Below are 17,057 nucleotides of genomic sequence, written 5' to 3'. Positions count from 1 at the left end.
CTATGCTTTTAGTTTAGCTTTGCGCAAAAGTAAACAATATGTTCAGTACAGGACAAATGATTTTCGCCGGGCTTTTTGTAATCGCCTTCGCTACCGCCATTTTTATCACATACCAAAAGGATAAAAAATTACATGCCAAAAATTACAAGGGAGCCGTATGGGTAGCCGTTGCCTTTTTTGTTTTTATCGCTATTCTATTTGCTATAAAATATACCCTGAAGAATTAAGAATACACTGCCTCCGATAGTATCGCCTCGAGAACTTGAGACGAACACACCGCCTTTGTATAGTTACCCCGCTGTCGCTAATAAATCCTCTTTTTGACAAAAAATCAGTCACCATCTTCGTCAATCGAAAAACTCAAATTAAACAATTCTTATATTTTATACACTTTTAATTGAGAATAATAATATATTTGTAATATATTTGAATAAAATTTAAACAAATGACTGTTTTTTTAGGTATTTTACTATTCTTGACTATTATCAATAGCGTGCTATTCATCCTGAACCACAATCAATTTCAAGGTATAGACCATTCCGATAATCAAGAGCTGAATACGGCGTTGTCAGAAATATACAGAAAGCGCTTTACTTCCTCCAAGAAAAAAAAATGATTTAGTTTTTCTTAACATCGGTATCGCCAACCCTCCCATTAAGTAATGCATATTTAAAATTTAAGGTGTTTTTAGACGCCAAGGCCGCTTTTTGCTGTTGACCATCTCTCTTTTCTTCCAACGCCAGTATTAAATACCTTTCATACGCTAGATGTTTTCAAAAAATATCGTGCATTTCTTCCTATTCCTTTGATAATCCTTTTCTGTATTGCGTTTTCAATCATGAAAAGGCAAAAAAAATGATTTTACCATAAAAATTCGACGGCTGACAACATTAAATCGATTTTCAACGTATAACATAACAAATAACATAATTTTGCGTTATTCATTTAAAGGGGCAACAAAATGATAACTTTTTTTACCATACTTTTTATATTAATAGGTTTAAATGCCATAATGATGATTTTCAGTCTTAAGGGAACAAACCATAGGACCAAGAAAACAACAACTACCGCTTCAACTGCATCTGCATCAAAAATCTATCCACTGGATTTAGTTTCATCCGAATACAAGAAAGCCGTATAGTTTTATACCTTTGAGGTGTGAAACCATTATTACTCGTTTTTCTTGGTGGCGGTTTGGGAAGCATTTTGAGATATGTAATCTCCAAAACGCTCAATCCGTATTTTCAATACTTTTTTTTAGGAACATTCTTAGTCAATATAATAGGCTGCCTTTTAATAGGTATTATTTTAGGGCTTTCCTTCAGGGGCAATTTTCTTAGCCACAACCAAACCTTATTATTGACTACAGGATTTTGCGGTGGATTTACGACATTTTCAACATTTGCCTTTGAGAAGCATTCATTATTGACTGCAGGCGAATTATTATATTTCTCAGTATACCTACTCGTCAGCATTGTAGTAGGCATAGCCGCCGTTGCCTTTGGCCTATGGCTTTCAAAAGTGCTATAAACAACACATTCATTTTATTATTTTTTAATTATTCCCAAGCCCAAATGCGAAATTCTCAACAGTTTCGCAAAAAATTGATGGGTATTCCTACATTTTAAATATTTTCTCAACACATTTCTCATAAGCAAATCAGTAATTAATCATTTTTTATTATTTAAAATATCATACCCATAAAATATTAGGGGGTAATTTGAAATAAAAATAAAAATTCTGTATGCACCCCCTCATTTTTTAGGGGGTATCTTGTTTTAATATATATTTGCCAAGTAAATAACAAACAATTATGAAGCAAATCGAAGCAATTATCAGAAAATCGAAATTTGACGATGTCAAAGAGGCGTTGCATCAAATTGAGGTAAACTTCTTTAGTTACTGGGATGTAACTGGGGTGGGAAATGAAAAACAAGGCCATGTCTACAGAGGCATCTCCTATAGCACTACCGACATTCAGAGGCGGTATCTTTCTATAGTAGTCTCTGACGAATTTTTAGACAAAGCCGTAAACACCATACTAGAGGCTGCTTATACGGGCAATGTCGGAGATGGTAAAATATTCGTTTCCGACGTTCTGGAAGCTTACCGAATCAGAACGAAAGAAAGTGGCCATTCTGGAATAAACTAATTTAAAACTTAACAAAACTTTAAAATATGGATGCAGGACTATTTACCGCAAATAATGTTTGGATGATGGTGTGCACGGCCTTGGTTTTCTTTATGCATACCGGCTTTGCTTTTCTAGAAATCGGATTGACCAGACAAAAAAATACAATCAACATACTATTTAAGAATGTCTTTATTATATGTGTTGGAATATTACTTTACTACATCGGGGGCTTTAATTTAATGTACCCAGGTGAATTCAACGGCTTTCTCGGTTTCGCAGGCTTTGGAATTTCACTTCCCGAAGGAGGCTTGACACCTGATTATGCCGATGGAGGTTACACCTATTGGACCGACTTCCTCTTTCAGGCAATGTTTGCCGCCACAGCAGCTACAATCGTTTCCGGTGCTGTAGCCGAAAGAATCAAGCTTGGAGCATTTATGATATTTGTACTTGTTTATGTCGGCTTAGTATACCCTATCGTAGGATCTTGGCAATGGGGCGGAGGTTTCCTTTCTACCATTGGTGGTGAGAACGGTGGATTTCATGACTTTGCCGGCTCAACACTTGTACACTCTGTAGGAGGTTGGGGTGCTTTAGTCGCCATCTACCTTCTTGGTGCACGTATTGGAAAATTTGGAACTGACGGAAAAGCAAAAGCGATTCCAGGTCACAACATTCCTTTGGCTGCAGCTGGGGTATTGATACTTTGGCTAGGCTGGTTCGGATTTAACGGAGGCTCTGTACTTTCGGCCGATCCTGGTTTAACTTCATTGGTGCTTGTGACTACCTCTTTGGCTGCGGCCGCAGGTGGAGTATCGGCTTTCGTTGTTTCAACCTTAATGTACAAAAACTTTGATTTGACCATGTTCCTTAACGGAATCTTAGGTGGACTAGTAGGTATAACGGCAGGAGCAGATCTTATGTCGCCAATGGAGTCTATAGCTATCGGACTTATAGCTGGAGCCGTAATCGTCTTTGGTGTAGCTCTAATCGATAAACTTAAATTAGATGACCCTGTAGGTGCTGTAACCGTACACCTTATCTGTGGTATATGGGGCACATTGGCCGTAGGTATCTTCGGCGATAAGGCTGGTATCGATCAGATTCTTTATCAATTGGCTGGTATCGGAGCCACAGGTGTTTTCTGCTTGATCACGGCATTTATAATTATCTACGCCCTAAAAGCTACTATAGGAATCAGAGTTTCCAAAGAAGAAGAACTTGAAGGACTCGATATTCACGAACACGGCATGGATTCTTATGCTGATTTCAGAATGAACGATCGATAAAACCGATAAATATAAAACGGAGCGTTTGGCAGAACGCTCCGTTACATAACCATCTCTTCAATAAATCAATATCACGATTTCAAACAAACTAATATAACATCCTTTAATCAAGGATATCTAAATCATTGAAATATGAAAGCGATTACAAATACAAATTACATAAAAAATTTAGGTTTTCTGGCAATACTGCTTTTAGGAACGATGACATTTGCTCAAGACGACGAAAGTGAAGATGCTAAAAAGTTCTCTCTTAGCGGTTCTATCGATGCTTACTATAGAGCTAACCTGAATGCAAACAATAGCTTTGATGAAGCAGAAGGCGCACCTTACGCGGCACCAGGATCATCATTTGCCAATTTACCTGGTTTTGCTTTAGGCATGGCCAACATAGTTGCTTCTTACGAAGGAGAAAAGGCCGGTTTCGTAGCTGACTTGGTATTCGGACCAAGAGGTACCGATGCTATTTTCGCATCTCCTATTTACTCGGCGACAGGAAATATCGTTAACCAATTGTATGCCTATTGGAATGTAAGCGACGCAGTTACACTAACCGTTGGTAACTTCAACACCTTTTTGGGCTATGAGGTTATTTCCCCGGTAGCCAATTTTAACTACAGTACCTCATATTTATTCTCATACGGACCATTCTCACACACTGGAATCAAAGCTGATTTCGCATTGTCGGATGATTTTAGTTTGATGTTGGCCTTTATGAACCAAACAGATGTTACCGAATTGAACATCACAGGAAAATACGCCTACGGCGCCCAACTTGGGTACAGTGGTCAATATTTAAACCTACTTATCGACAACGGGTCGTACGAAGTAGATTATACCGGAGGTTTTGATTTATCGGATAATTTCTTTTTAGGTATAAATGCCGCTTATTTTGATGGTGCTGATGATACAGGTTTTGCTGGTGCCGCACTTTACCCACAGCTAAAAACTTCAGAAACTTTCACCTTGGGACTTAGGGGTGAATATTTTGTTGAAACAGGTGCTTTTGGAGCCATCGGAACAAGTGTTGAAGACTCTAGTGTCTTTGCCGTAACACTCACCGGAAGTGCCAACATTGGAAATTTAATGATCAAGCCTGAATTACGATTAGATAATGCATCTGATGATTCCGCTCTATTTCTTGACAGTGATTTAAACCCTCAAAAGAGTCTTTCATCTTTCGTATTGGCTGCCGTTTATTCTTTCTAAGACAATGCTTAATTGATTGTTAGTTGAATATATTAAGTTTAAGTAGCGAAACCCTGGCACGAATTGTGTCAGGGTTTTTGTTTGAACGCCTTAACTCCAGCCAAAATCTTGGTGTCCAAGGCATTTACACTTGGCACGATCGGACAAGAGTATTTTTTATTGTAGGCACAATAGGGATTGTAGGCCTTATTAAAGTCTATCACAATAATGTCGCCGGCGGGTATTGACAAATCAATATACCTGCCTCCGGTATAAGTTTCCTCTCCATTCGTATGATCCGTAAATGGCAAAAACAGATATTCTCTGTACTTGTCTTGCAACATTAACTCTTTATTTTGATACACCTCAAGCTGGTGCGTTTTCCCATTTAAATCAAAATGAGCTATACCATAAACAGATTCTTCTGATTTTTCGCCCGTAGTGGTCGGCATTAAAAAAGGCAGTGCTTCGGGAGTTCTTTCAAATTTCGCTTTTACCACATAGTTGGTGTCAGGGGCAAAAAACTCTAGCCCCTCAAAATTTATGCGATAGCGATCCGGTAAAGGAGAGACTTCCGGGTTTTTGAATTCTTCATTAAGTGCGTCTTGAAATTCAAGAATCATACGAATGGCATCACTCTGGCCGACAGCTTTGCCTTTTTCTTTCAAGTCATGGTATTTTTTTTCTTGTTTACAAGAAATAAAAAATAGTAAAAGAAGGGGGAGTACGTAATGCTTCAAATCTTTTGTTTTTAGATAGTTAATCAAACATATCTGAAATTGATATTTCCGAGAAAACCTTTTTTTTCACAGCACCTCCTATTCGAATATCTTATGAACCTATTCCTCTAACATATCATATCGGGCCGATTGCAGATATTTCTCCACAACGGCATTGAATTCAGGAGTTATGCGCAATAGCGCCGTTCCTTCTAACGAATATAATTCGTTTTTATCGGTATACCCATTTTTGAACAATTCCTCAAGATAAAATATTGATGTACCGTAATCTTCATTCTTGGCGCTATATGAAATAATCTTAAGATAAAAAGAATAATCTTCAGGCGCTGTTATCGTTTTTAGCATCCATAAAAAATTAAGGGCCTCTTCATCTACAACTTCCTCAGCCCTCAACATATCCATATTATCGGCGATAAGTGCATTCAAATATCCTTTGAGCCGTTTCCCCATTTTCCTTTCGAAGCGATTAGCACTTGCGTTATATTTTTTCAGCTCTCCCATCTGATAATTCCACCAACCGAGATTGTTATAATTATAAGTTAGAATGTCCTCTTCCAAGTAATAGGCATAATCATCTTTAATTAAGTCCTCCTTAAAAAAAATGGTATTCTGATTACGGTTCTGGGTTTTAAACAACTTACTTTTTCTAAGTGTTTTCCCACTATCTTTTAAAGAATCAGTGCTTTTATAAGGTTTATATAAGTTGATTAAATCATTGAGTGCATGGTTTGCCCGTAAAGGCCTGCTTGAACTTATCAGCGCACTGATGTCACCTAGGTTTCTGTCAAAACTTTCGTCAATAAAAGCCTCATCTTTCGAAACTCCCCCATTACCCATGGCAGACACCGTAAAATACTCCATGGCTTTTGATAGATAATCGGTAGTCGGCCATTGATGACCGCCCTCAAATATGAGAAGCTGGTTCGGAAACTTCAATTTATCAAGAAATTGGGAGGCATTGAGCATATTTTGATAGTTGTAATCTTCATCTCCCACGATGCCGATGTAATGAAAGGGGTTCTTACTGCTCAGCACATCTACATTCGCTATTGTAGCTCCACAAGAGATTACCCCGCCAACACCCTTGATAAAAGTTGGAATCAAAGAGGCCAGTTGGGCTCCACTGGAAAATCCGGCCATGTATATTCTTTTTTCAGCCACTGGCAATATTGACAACAACGAGCGGAACATGCGATTGGCGATTAATACGTTCTGGGAAATCGAAAGGCTGTCACGAAGATTATTCGAGGCAGCCAAAATATAGCCTTGATTTTCTCCTGCCCTGCTAAACATACCAGTCACCTGTTTGCCTCTTCCGTTCATATCAAAAATGAAGATTACAGGCCACTTTTTCGAGGCATCAAAATTAGATGGAAGAAAAAGGGCATAACTCTCGGATAAGGAATCATTAACCTTGATTCCGTCAACGACTACACCTTTTTTTAATGCCATTTGCTGCGCAGAAGAAGAAAAGGCAACCCCGAGGACTAACAATAATAAGATTTGCTTCATATATAAGGAGTCATCAAAAATCTAGCCAAAAGCCAGCAGAACAAAGTTACAGATAACCATTGATATTTTTTGAAACCGATGAATCATACTGTAGCGCTCTCTATAAGACAACCAGCCCCTTGTTCACTTGTACCGAACATCGTTTTTATTGGTAGAAGATCTATAGCGAACAACTACTCGCCTATTGCACCAATTTCAATACCTTCTGAATAGGCAACACTGATATTGTTATTATTGAATGCCTTTTTAATCGCTGCATATGCATCAAAAGTGACTTCCCAAAAATCATCGGGCAGCACATATGGACGAACCAATAATTCGATATTATGCGAATCGAAAGTGTTGATTCCTATTTCAACTTGTGGATCACTCAGTATTTTAGAAATTGGGAACAACGCTTCTTCAATAATCGATTTAACCTTTGGAAAACTCTCGGAATACGGCATAGAAACTAGAAGCTCTAGCCGAATCATCCCTTTTTCCGAGTAATTGGTTACGACTGTGTCGGTTATCTTAGAATTGGGAATAATCAATATTTTATTGCCCGGGGTTAAAACATCGGTACTAAAAATGCCAATTTCTTGAACCCTGCCGAACTTATCTTCAAGCTGGATCCAATCACCGACCTTGTAGGGTTTCAATGTCAACAACAGAATACCGGAAGCAAAATTACCCAAACTACCCTGCAATGCCATGCCTATTGCGAATGCCGTTGCTGCTAGAATTGCAAACAAACCCGTTAGGTCTGCACCGATAACAGAGGCAATGATAAAAAGTACCGCTCCCTTAAGTATTACTCCTACTGTAGATGAAAGAAACGGCCGAAGTGTTTCAGAGAATCCAGCCTTGGCCAAAGCCAATTTAGTCAGCTCGACAATTTTTCGTACAATCTTAAATCCGACCCAAAGTATAACTCCTGCAGCAACAATTCTAGGCAAAAAGAAAACGGCCTTATCTATTGCTATTTGCAGGTATTCGTCCATTCTATTCCAATCCATGGATTAAAATAAATGATTAAATTGTTTACCGACAAACATTTAGCCGTTTTTATATTCCTTGCATTTTTTATCCAATGAAAACCCTACAAAACACAATATCGATCATTATCGACTTCTTACAAGACACATGCCCCACAATAAATAAAAATTGAAACTAGAATTCCCCTCTTTCAATTGGGGCATTTGTTATCACATTAGATAATATGATATGGGTTCTCGTCTCCCCATATTTTATAAGCTTGTCAATAAATTTTTCTAAATGGAATTGATCTTTGAGCACAACTTCCATTACGATATTTTCATTACCGGTTATTCGGTAACAGTTGATCACCTCTTTATAAGTTGTAACAATCGACAAAAATGGCTTCAATTTGCCCATGAAAGCACGAAGCGTAATAATTGCTTTTAAATGATGGCCTGTTAACGAATGGGATACTTTTGCATTGTACCCTTGCAATATGCCCACATCTTCCATCTTCTTTACACGCTCTGCCACGGCAGGGGGTGTCAGACCAACTTCCCGACCGATATTTGCAAAAGATTCACGGCCATTTCGCTGAAGACATTTAAGTATCTTCCAGTTCAAATCATCTAAATTTACATTCGAAGCCATTATCTCTATAATATTTTATAATATAAAGTAAAAATACAAATTTGCTTTTGATTATAAAGACAAAATACATGAATCAAGCGTAACTTTATACTATAAAATTGCTATAACAATATGTCCCACAATTCTTTACGTTCGGTTCCGGTATACCGGAAGGCGTTGGAGCTCTGTATAATCAGCAGGGAAATAGCTTCCTATGTTTCCCTTAACAAGGATTTATTGAAACTCTACAAGTCCAATAGCCTTAGGGATATCATTGCCGATTCATTACTCACCGACGCTATTTTGATACCCAAAAAAATTGCTCAAGCAGAATATTCCAATTGTCCCACGGAACGATTAAAAAGCGCCACTTTTATAAACATCATGATACGCAATATAAATTCGTATTGCACAGGGCTTGAACATGATGGCGTTAAAGAAAAGGAATACCTAAACCTGCTTCGTCAAGAAGTCAGAAGTTTTCGAAAATCGTTTAAGGAATGGCGAAAATCGCTTCGTAACGGGGGAGATTTATAACCATTCTTATAATCAACACTACCTTCGGCCTTTTTTAAGTATACAGCTGTTTTATGGTTAACCGGTATCATAAATGCCATTGCACACCTTTAATGGAAGATAATCATACATCTACCCAAAGTATTTGTTGTCTTATTCTTTATAAAGTGTTCTTATAGTTGCTATACATATCCTTTTAAATTGCACAATTCCCGATTTCTTATGTACTGCTGTTAGGAATCAAATGTACCACCTCAATTCAAACCACCAAAACCCATTGGAACAGACCATTTATAAAATCGAAATAGCCGTTAAAAATAAATTGCCGGAATAACGGGTATATTACAATTGAACCTAAAGCGCTGTATTAGTCTCCTCTAAACGAAAAACCATTTTGCCATCGTACTTTATAGCAAACACAGCCAAACCCATTCAAACAAGAATTGTTAAAAAAAATTTTAGAAAGGGAAACCTAAATTTTAAATATTCTACTTTTACTCATTCAAAAGCCAATACAGTGAAAACGACTATTCTTATCAATTGCCCAGATCAGTCAGGAATCATACGCGCCGTTACCACCTTTATTCACACCAAAGGGGGCAATATTGTATACCTCGACCAACATGTTGACAAGCAAGCAGGTGTATTTTTTATGCGCCTGGAATGTGATTTTGAGGATAATTCAACGTTGATTGATGTACTCGAAAGCGAATTTGCTTCAACTTTAGCCACTCCTTACCAAATGCAATACGAAATTCATTTGCAAAATGTAAAACCGAAAATGGCTTTGCTCGTATCTAAATACAACCATTGTCTATACGATTTATTAAGTCGATTTCACTCGGGGGAGCTTGTTGTAGAAATTCCTTTTATCATAAGCAACCATATTGACTTGGAGCCTATTGCCATACAATTCGATGTTCCATTTTATCATATTCCCGTTTCTAAAACCACAAAAGAAACTGCCGAGGCGAGGCAATTAGAGCTTATGCAAAAATACAATGTTGATTTTATTGTTCTTGCCCGGTATATGCAAATTGTAACCGATAAAATCATAGACCATTATCCGAATAACATTATAAACATACACCATTCTTTTTTACCCGCATTCGCTGGAGCAAAGCCTTACCATGCAGCTTTTGAGAGAGGTGTTAAGATTATCGGGGCAACCAGTCATTATGTCACCGCAGAACTCGATGCCGGCCCTATAATTGAACAAGATGTGGCCACCGTGACACATGCGCATACCATTAAAGATTTAATGGACAAAGGAAGGGATCTTGAAAAGATCGTTCTGGCTAGGGCCGTACGGCTTCATGTGCAACGTAAGACAATGGTCTATAACAATAAAACGGTTATTTTTTCGTAATGTAAAAGAAAAAGACTTGCACAATCTATATCAACACTTGAATATTATGTCAAAAAAAATCATTTTACTTTTTACCGTATTTCAATTCTTCGCATGTGGGGAACTACAACAAGTCATTAACCAATTACCCCAAGAAGGGCTGGGCAATACAGAAATTGCCAGTGGGTTGAGAGAAGCCTTGGATAAAGGAATAGACAAACAAGTCAGTAAACTTACCCAGACCGATGGCTTTTTCAAAAATGAACTGGTAAAAATTTTACTCCCGGAAGAACTGCAAAAGGTAGATAGAACACTTCGCAACATAGGGTTGGGCAAACTGGCAGATGAAGGACTAAAGGTTTTGAACCGTGCCGCCGAAGATGCAGTGAGCGAAGCCACCCCCATTTTTATCAATGCCGTGAAGGGCATTACCTTTGATGATGCCAAGAATATTCTTTTAGGAAGTAATGATGCCGCTACGCAATATCTGACCAACGCTACGCAAACCGAACTTTACGGTAAATTCAACCCCGTGATCAAAAGCTCTTTTGAAAAAGTAGGGGCCGACAAAATATGGGCGAACCTCATTACAAAATACAATAATTTACCGCTAACAAGCAGCGTTAACCCTGATCTTACCGATTATGTGACCCAAGAGGCATTAGCTGGCGTATATACCATGATCGCAGTCGAAGAAAAAGAAATTCGTACCAAAGTTTCATCGAGAACCACAGATCTTTTGCGAAAGGTTTTTGCATTACAAGATCGCATGTAAAAACCTTGGTCTACCAACAATATTCAGGGCATTATATCGTTAAACATTATACATGCAAAAGTAACAAATTGCTAATCTTTAGTTAACCTTTGTTACGCTGTTCTAATGGATTTTTGTACCGAGTTATTTGAGTTAGTAATTTTTGAGTTAGTTAGTTTAAAACCGGTGGGAGCGCCGGTTTTTTTTTGATGTTTTTTGAAATTTGCCAACCAATTTCGTCTAAGAAACCTATCCATTCAAATCGGAAACATATCCGATAACAAAGTTATTGAATAACGCCGATTGTTCGACATTGACCACATGACCACAGTGTTCAATAAGCAAAAGGCTAGACCTACTATGTTGATGTACCATTCTTCTCACCGACGGAAGAAAAAGATGATCTTCCCCACCCATAACGTATAAGGTAGGTATACCAATATCTGCCGCCCTGAACAATCGAAGTAACGGATTTATATCGGCGCTCAACTTAAACCAACGTATAAACTCTTTTTGGTATAATTTCTTTGCCTCTCTCACGAGCAACAACCTTGACTCTTTATGATTACTATCGGGCATGATGGCAAATGTAAATAACTTATACAGCCAAATATAGGGCACCACCGATTTGAAAATAACACTGAAACCTAATAGTATCCTAAATTTAAAATCAAGTTTTAAGATAGCACCACCCAGCACCATGCTTTCTACTCTTGCAGGATGTTTCTCGGCCAAGTTTCTGATCAAAACTGTTCCCAAAGAAATACCGACAAAATGTGACTTATCGATATCTAAATGATCGATGACCTCGACAATGTCATTGGTAATAGAATCAAAGTCATATCTTTCATCGAAAGCATCCCTTAAACCCGGTTTTGAATCTCCATGCCCTCTCAAATCAAGTAACAAAATATTAAAATGATTTCTGAATTCACGAATTTGCTTATGCCAAATAGCAGAACTGCCCCCCGCACCATGTACGAAGGTTACCCAAGTTCGGGAACTCTTGTGAAGATATGTGTTATAATTAAGCAAAGTGTTCTCTCGTAACCCTTTGATAAAAGGGCAGTTGCAATGTATTAAATCTTTTGATTCAGTAGCCCTTTTAACAATAAAAAAAATAAACAATTTTAAGGATAACTATCAACATAAGATAAACAAACATTGCACGTAAGATAAACCAACCAGTTCATAGTATTTTGAGAACTTTTTGATCAAATCAAAGTTGGTAGTCAATACATGTTTGAAATTGACCCAACACTTTGATTAATCGTTTTAACGAGAGATCTCGATCTTTACCCCATTCTTTTTAACATTAAAATAGCGGAATCATCAGCTACGACATTGTTAATAAATCATCAAAAGAACCGATTTTTAGACAAATACAACGAATGTCAAGATCCAAAAATCTTTTTGCTCCGTATATTTGAAAGAACTAATCGTAAGACTATGGAAAAGCAGTATTGTAAAGTAGGAACAATAACACCGATCGCCGCCAACAGAAATGCCGTAACGATGTTAGAATACCAGTATCAAAACTTTTTAGACAAGGCCAGCAACATGGAATATACTGATGCCAAACTTGTCGAGTTTTTTGAACAAAAGGCAGAGAAAATCCAAAAAATATTAGAGAACATGCTTAAAGCATAATTGAATCAAAATTGCTTTGATCAATTTACTTTTTGCAGCTCTTGTGCCATTTGGTTTTGTAGTTCTTCAGCTTTTTTCGCGGCAGCTTCCGCAAAATCTTTTTTGTTGGAAGCATAAATAATCCCTCGGGAAGAATTTACCAGCAGCCCAATATCTTTTGTCATTCCGTAATGACAGACTTCCTTTAAACTTCCGCCTTGCGCCCCTACACCGGGCACCAATAAAAAGCTTTCGGGTACAATTTCCCGAATTCCTTCTAAATAACTGGCTTTTGTCGCCCCTACGACATACATCAAGTTCTCAGCATTTTTATAAGTTTTTGATGTTGCCAGAACTTGTTTGTAAAGCTCTTTCCCTTCAACTGATTTGGTTTGAAAGTCATAAGCCCCTTCATTCGAAGTTAGTGCCAAAAGTATCGTATGCTTGTCGGGAAATGCTAAAAAGGGCTCGACAGAATCTTTTCCCATGTACGGAGCGATAGTAATGGAATCAAAACCCATGTGCTCAAAGAAAGCCTTTGCATATCGCGTCGAAGTATTGCCTATGTCACCACGTTTTGCATCGGCTATCGTGAATATCTCCGGATGGTTATCATTTAGATACCTCATCGTCTTTTCCAAAGATCTCCAACCTTTTATGCCGTATGCCTCATAAAAAGCAATATTGGGCTTGTAGGCAACGCATAAATGATGAGTGGCATCTATGATAGCCCTGTTAAAAGAAAAAATCGAATCTTCTTCCGCTAAAAGGTGCATAGGGATTTTATCTAAATCCGTATCCAATCCAATACAGAGAAAAGATTCTTTTTTGCGAATTTGTGCTACAAGTTCTTTAGTTGTCATAACGTTACTGACTTCTTCATCGCAATCGAGAATGGCAAGTAAAAGACATACGACTTCTCGACTGCTTTTAAACCCTTTCGCCCTATTGGATGGAATTCGTTAAAAAATTTCGGAAGCTTCTTTTAATTTTTCGGTATTCTCGACAAGACTCAATTCATCAATGATTTTTTGAATATCACCATCGATGATATTCTGCAGATCATAAAGCGTCAACCCAATTCTATGGTCGGTCACCCTGCCCTGAGGATAATTATAGGTTCGAATCTTTGCTGAACGGTCACCACTACTTACTTGTGAATTTCGTTTTGCCGCATCTTCTTCTTGCTTTTTGGCAAGCTCCAAGTCGTACAATCTCGACCGCAATACACGAAAGGCTTTGTCTTTATTCTTGTGCTGTGATTTTTGATCTTGACATTGTGCCACCAGCCCTGTGGGAATATGTGTCAAACGTACCGCTGAATAAGTCGTATTTACAGATTGTCCGCCCGGCCCTGAAGAACAGAAAAAATCGATGCGTACATCTTTCGGTTCTATCTGTACATCGAAATCTTCGGCTTCGGGCAAAACCATCACGGTAGCGGCACTGGTATGAACCCTACCTTGGGTTTCGGTTTGCGGTACCCGTTGAACACGGTGCACACCAGCCTCGAACTTTAAGGTACCATAAACGTCTTTTCCGGTAACCTCGAATTGTATTTCTTTGTACCCTCCGCTGGTTCCTTCACTCAAATCGATAACATTGGTTTTCCACCCTTTCGACTCGCAGTATTTGGTATACATTCGAAAAAGGTCTCCAGCAAAAATACTCGCTTCGTCCCCGCCTGTTCCAGCACGAATCTCGACGACTACGTCTTTGGCATCCTCAGGATCTTTGGGTATAAGCATAAATTTTATTTCCTCCTCCAAGATCGGCAGTTCGGCTTTGGCCTCCTCCAATTGCATTTTGGCCATTTCGAGCATCTCGGAATCGCTCCCGTCTTTAATAATTTCTTCGGCCTCCTGAATGTTATCCGTTAGGGCAACATATTGATTCCTTTTTTCAACAAGGTCTTTCAAGTCACTGTATTCCTTGGTCAATTGCACATACCGCTTCTGATCTGAAATCACATCCGGCTGAATTATCAAATCGGCTACCTCGTCGAAACGCTGTTTTACAATATTCAATTTATCTATCATCGTCTAGTATCACTTGGATTGCGAATTTACGACAAATTTGTACATTTAGATAGAATCACTTCATTAGATGAACACTATATTCAGAATAAAAACATATCAACTCGGTTACAACTTTTATAAAAAGTATCTCTGGGCCAGCCTATTTATCACCATATTACTAGTCTTTTTCAAGATACCGTTCGTACTACTGCTCTTTTGCAAACTGGCTTTGACCACACTCTTGTTCTTTGTCTATTGCGAAACGAGTTTAGCACAAACACTGGTATTTTACATGAATTTCGGCGTCTCAAAATTGCGGCTTTTTATTGTTTTCTTTCTAATAGACGTACTTTCTAGTACGGTAATTTTTTTAATAAACGGATTAGTTTGATACTGGAAGTCGACAACTTGGAACTCAGTTTTGACAACAAGAAAATTCTTAGGGGAATCTATATTAAAGCGGAAAAAGGAAAAGTGACCGGTATTCTGGGAAGGAACGGCTGCGGAAAAACCAGTTTACTTCGTATTATTTTCGGAAACCTCAACCCCAAATACAAAAACATTCGAAAAGACGGGAAATACCAGAAAAAAAATCTCTACCTCAGCCACGATATTGCCTATTTACCACAACATAGACTGCTGCCCGACACCATAAAATTGAAGTCGGTATTTCAGCTTTTTGATGCAAACTGGGTGGAATTCTCGACCCTTTTTGACGCTTTTAAAAATTACACCAATATATATCCTGACGCCCTTTCTTCAGGCGAACTTCGTATTGTCGAAACCTATCTCATACTGTCATCCAATAAAAAAATCATCTTGCTCGATGAACCCTTTTCATATATTGCCCCCATTTACATTGAAAAATTTAAGGCCCTCATTCAAGAAAGGAAGAAGAACAGCGTCATCATCATTACAGACCATTTTTATCGTGATATTTTAGAGATCAGTGATTGCATATACTTTTTGAAAAACGGATACTCCAAAGAAATAAAATCAAAGCAAGATTTGAAAGAAGAAGGGTATATAAACCTAGACTCCAACAATTAATCGGCCACAAAAGTAGTTCCTAAGGTCATGATGAAAGCACCTAGTCCATCACTTCTATCGTATTTGCTCAAACGAAGCTGTAGAGCTTTTAGCCCAAACATGAATAATCTGGTTTTCGTAAAAATATCTTTGTACTGAACACCAACACCATACTGGTGCGCCGTATATTTTGAAAGGTCATAATCGGAACTATAGAAGTCATGGGTCGAAAGAGCCTCCTCTTTCCCATAAAAATAATCGGCCTTGGTCTGACCGTAAAATCGATAGGCTGGATAAAAGGTAAATGAATCTCCCAACTTTACAGGTACCTCTAGACTCGCAGTATATGCACTGACACCCCAATCGTCTGTATAAAACCGATAGTAGCTTCGAAGCACCACAACATCGTTCAAATAATAATTCAGTCTGGCACCAACAGGAATTTTAAAACGTGAATCGGGTAAACGCTCTACATCATCCGCCAATTGAAAATCATCAATAAAAAAATCATCCATATCGCTAAAATAAACACGTTGGAAAGGTGTACTTAATAGTCCGTTTTGCAAAACTACATCCATAAAAATAGAACCTTGAAGTTTTGCACTTAGAATTTGGGAAATAGCCAAAGAGAGGGAATAAGAGTTACGATTTTCTTTATCGAAAGTGGTAAATGATGGCATATAATTTCCGCTGCCCGAGATACGATTGTCAAAAAATCCTGCTCTCAATTCAATAGGGTATTGAGGATTCCATTTGTCAAAATACAATTTGCCGCTCAGCGACAATTCGGTATTCTTTTCATTGAACGCATACGTATACCCCCCACCTACTCCGAGTGAGAAATAATCGTATTCAGATGCGATATATGCATTAGCATTCCAAATTTTGTTTCTGTCTGGTGAACTATGTTCGAACGACGGATTAAAATGAATAAGCTGATCACTACGTGAAGCGCCCGAAGAAGCACTAAACGGACTTACATCTTGGGTTTGGTCGCCGTCTAAGGGGTTTACGTTGCTGGAAGATGCCGATGTATAAGCAGAAATTCCCACATCAACTGTTAATACATCATTAGGGTTCAAAGGAAGTCGAACAACAATACTTGAAGCCGCATCAGTCAATCTTTCAGTACCTTCACCACCTGATACTGCGGCATGGTCACCTTCTTGACCATAGTAACTGAACAACAAATCTACTTCGCTGGACTCTAAAACTCTTTTTTTATACGAAGAAGTATCTTTCTCTTGAGCAAAGCCCCAGAAACCTATTAGTACTATAAAAAGAAAAGTGGTTTTTTTCAAAAGGAAAAATTG

General features: G+C 38.2%; 19 protein-coding genes. 11 read left to right on the top strand and 8 right to left on the bottom strand.

All coding sequences use genetic code 11. From position 1 onward, the window contains the following. Positions 1 to 38 precede the first annotated feature (38 nt). The 6 genes from AACZ88_RS08245 (at position 39) to AACZ88_RS08220 (ending at position 4,629) form a co-directional block, all read left to right on the top strand. On the top strand, positions 39 to 227 hold the full coding sequence (locus tag AACZ88_RS08245) for a hypothetical protein (protein ID WP_339708801.1): 189 nt from the start codon (positions 39 to 41) through the stop codon (positions 225 to 227). A 218-nt stretch (positions 228 to 445) separates the two neighbouring features. Next, positions 446 to 616 carry a hypothetical protein gene (locus AACZ88_RS08240; protein WP_339708799.1) on the top strand — a complete coding sequence of 57 codons (171 nt, stop codon included), beginning with the start codon at positions 446 to 448 and terminating at the stop codon, positions 614 to 616. A gap of 542 nt (positions 617 to 1,158) precedes the next feature. Beyond that, positions 1,159 to 1,530 carry a fluoride efflux transporter CrcB gene (gene crcB / locus AACZ88_RS08235; protein WP_339708797.1) on the top strand — a complete coding sequence of 124 codons (372 nt, stop codon included), beginning with the start codon at positions 1,159 to 1,161 and terminating at the stop codon, positions 1,528 to 1,530. A 283-nt stretch (positions 1,531 to 1,813) separates the two neighbouring features. Continuing rightward, positions 1,814 to 2,152: a P-II family nitrogen regulator gene (locus AACZ88_RS08230; protein ID WP_339708795.1), complete on the top strand. Its 339-nt coding sequence runs from the start codon at positions 1,814 to 1,816 to the stop codon at positions 2,150 to 2,152. A 26-nt stretch (positions 2,153 to 2,178) separates the two neighbouring features. Next, positions 2,179 to 3,423: an ammonium transporter gene (gene amt, locus AACZ88_RS08225; protein ID WP_339708793.1), complete on the top strand. Its 1,245-nt coding sequence runs from the start codon at positions 2,179 to 2,181 to the stop codon at positions 3,421 to 3,423. A 132-nt stretch (positions 3,424 to 3,555) separates the two neighbouring features. Beyond that, complete coding sequence (locus tag AACZ88_RS08220; RefSeq protein WP_339708791.1) at positions 3,556 to 4,629, top strand: outer membrane beta-barrel protein; 1,074 nt, start codon at positions 3,556 to 3,558, stop codon at positions 4,627 to 4,629. A 68-nt stretch (positions 4,630 to 4,697) separates the two neighbouring features. Here the strand turns inward: AACZ88_RS08220 and AACZ88_RS08215 are convergent, their stop codons facing one another. The 4 genes from AACZ88_RS08215 to AACZ88_RS08200 form a co-directional block, all read right to left on the bottom strand. Beyond that, complete coding sequence (locus tag AACZ88_RS08215; protein ID WP_339708789.1) at positions 4,698 to 5,276, bottom strand: DUF1684 domain-containing protein; 579 nt, start codon at positions 5,274 to 5,276, stop codon at positions 4,698 to 4,700. A 171-nt stretch (positions 5,277 to 5,447) separates the two neighbouring features. Further along, positions 5,448 to 6,860, bottom strand: coding sequence for an alpha/beta hydrolase (locus AACZ88_RS08210; protein ID WP_339708787.1), 1,413 nt, complete (start codon positions 6,858 to 6,860; stop codon positions 5,448 to 5,450). Between the two features lie 173 nt (positions 6,861 to 7,033). Next, complete coding sequence (locus AACZ88_RS08205; protein WP_339708785.1) at positions 7,034 to 7,858, bottom strand: mechanosensitive ion channel family protein; 825 nt, start codon at positions 7,856 to 7,858, stop codon at positions 7,034 to 7,036. A 154-nt stretch (positions 7,859 to 8,012) separates the two neighbouring features. Then, a complete protein-coding gene (locus tag AACZ88_RS08200) occupies positions 8,013 to 8,471 on the bottom strand; it encodes an Lrp/AsnC family transcriptional regulator (protein ID WP_339708783.1) in 459 nt (152 codons plus the stop codon). 111 nt (positions 8,472 to 8,582) lie between these two features. Here AACZ88_RS08200 and AACZ88_RS08195 point away from each other — a divergent pair, with 111 nt between their 5' ends. The 3 genes from AACZ88_RS08195 to AACZ88_RS08185 all read left to right on the top strand — a co-directional run bounded on the left by AACZ88_RS08195 (position 8,583) and on the right by AACZ88_RS08185 (position 11,089). Continuing rightward, positions 8,583 to 8,987, top strand: a complete 405-nt coding sequence (locus AACZ88_RS08195; RefSeq protein ID WP_339708781.1) for a hypothetical protein — start codon at positions 8,583 to 8,585, stop codon at positions 8,985 to 8,987. A gap of 496 nt (positions 8,988 to 9,483) precedes the next feature. Continuing rightward, entirely contained in the window at positions 9,484 to 10,335 is an 852-nt protein-coding gene (purU, locus tag AACZ88_RS08190) for a formyltetrahydrofolate deformylase (RefSeq protein ID WP_339708779.1), read from the top strand. Positions 10,336 to 10,381: 46 nt separating this feature from the next. Next, a complete protein-coding gene (locus AACZ88_RS08185; RefSeq protein ID WP_339708777.1) occupies positions 10,382 to 11,089 on the top strand; it encodes a DUF4197 domain-containing protein in 708 nt (235 codons plus the stop codon). A 228-nt stretch (positions 11,090 to 11,317) separates the two neighbouring features. Here the strand turns inward: AACZ88_RS08185 and AACZ88_RS08180 are convergent, their stop codons facing one another. Beyond that, a complete protein-coding gene (locus AACZ88_RS08180; protein ID WP_339708775.1) occupies positions 11,318 to 12,103 on the bottom strand; it encodes an alpha/beta hydrolase in 786 nt (261 codons plus the stop codon). Positions 12,104 to 12,517: 414 nt separating this feature from the next. On the opposite strand from AACZ88_RS08180, the gene AACZ88_RS08175 reads away from it, so the two are divergent. After that, entirely contained in the window at positions 12,518 to 12,718 is a 201-nt protein-coding gene (locus AACZ88_RS08175) for a hypothetical protein (protein ID WP_339708773.1), read from the top strand. Between the two features lie 20 nt (positions 12,719 to 12,738). Here AACZ88_RS08175 and pyrF read toward each other — a convergent pair whose 3' ends face one another. Together pyrF and prfA are read right to left on the bottom strand one after the other, a co-directional pair. Continuing rightward, the gene (pyrF, locus tag AACZ88_RS08170; RefSeq protein WP_339708771.1) at positions 12,739 to 13,560 is read right to left on the bottom strand and encodes an orotidine-5'-phosphate decarboxylase; all 822 of its coding nucleotides are present in this window, start codon (positions 13,558 to 13,560) and stop codon (positions 12,739 to 12,741) included. Positions 13,561 to 13,659: 99 nt separating this feature from the next. Next, positions 13,660 to 14,736, bottom strand: a complete 1,077-nt coding sequence (gene prfA, locus AACZ88_RS08165; RefSeq protein ID WP_339708769.1) for a peptide chain release factor 1 — start codon at positions 14,734 to 14,736, stop codon at positions 13,660 to 13,662. A 366-nt stretch (positions 14,737 to 15,102) separates the two neighbouring features. Here prfA and AACZ88_RS08160 point away from each other — a divergent pair, with 366 nt between their 5' ends. Then, the gene (locus tag AACZ88_RS08160; RefSeq protein WP_339708767.1) at positions 15,103 to 15,765 is read left to right on the top strand and encodes an ATP-binding cassette domain-containing protein; all 663 of its coding nucleotides are present in this window, start codon (positions 15,103 to 15,105) and stop codon (positions 15,763 to 15,765) included. Here the strand turns inward: AACZ88_RS08160 and AACZ88_RS08155 are convergent. After that, positions 15,762 to 17,045 carry a DUF3570 domain-containing protein gene (locus AACZ88_RS08155; RefSeq protein ID WP_339708765.1) on the bottom strand — a complete coding sequence of 428 codons (1,284 nt, stop codon included), beginning with the start codon at positions 17,043 to 17,045 and terminating at the stop codon, positions 15,762 to 15,764. The two genes, AACZ88_RS08160 and AACZ88_RS08155, sit on opposite strands and share 4 nt — an antisense overlap. Positions 17,046 to 17,057 lie beyond the last annotated feature (12 nt).

It is taken from the genome of uncultured Kriegella sp. (genome assembly GCF_963975415.1).
Classification (GTDB): domain Bacteria; phylum Bacteroidota; class Bacteroidia; order Flavobacteriales; family Flavobacteriaceae; genus Kriegella.
Note: the sequence above shows the minus strand (reverse complement) of the source record. Positions and strands in the feature narration are given on the sequence as shown.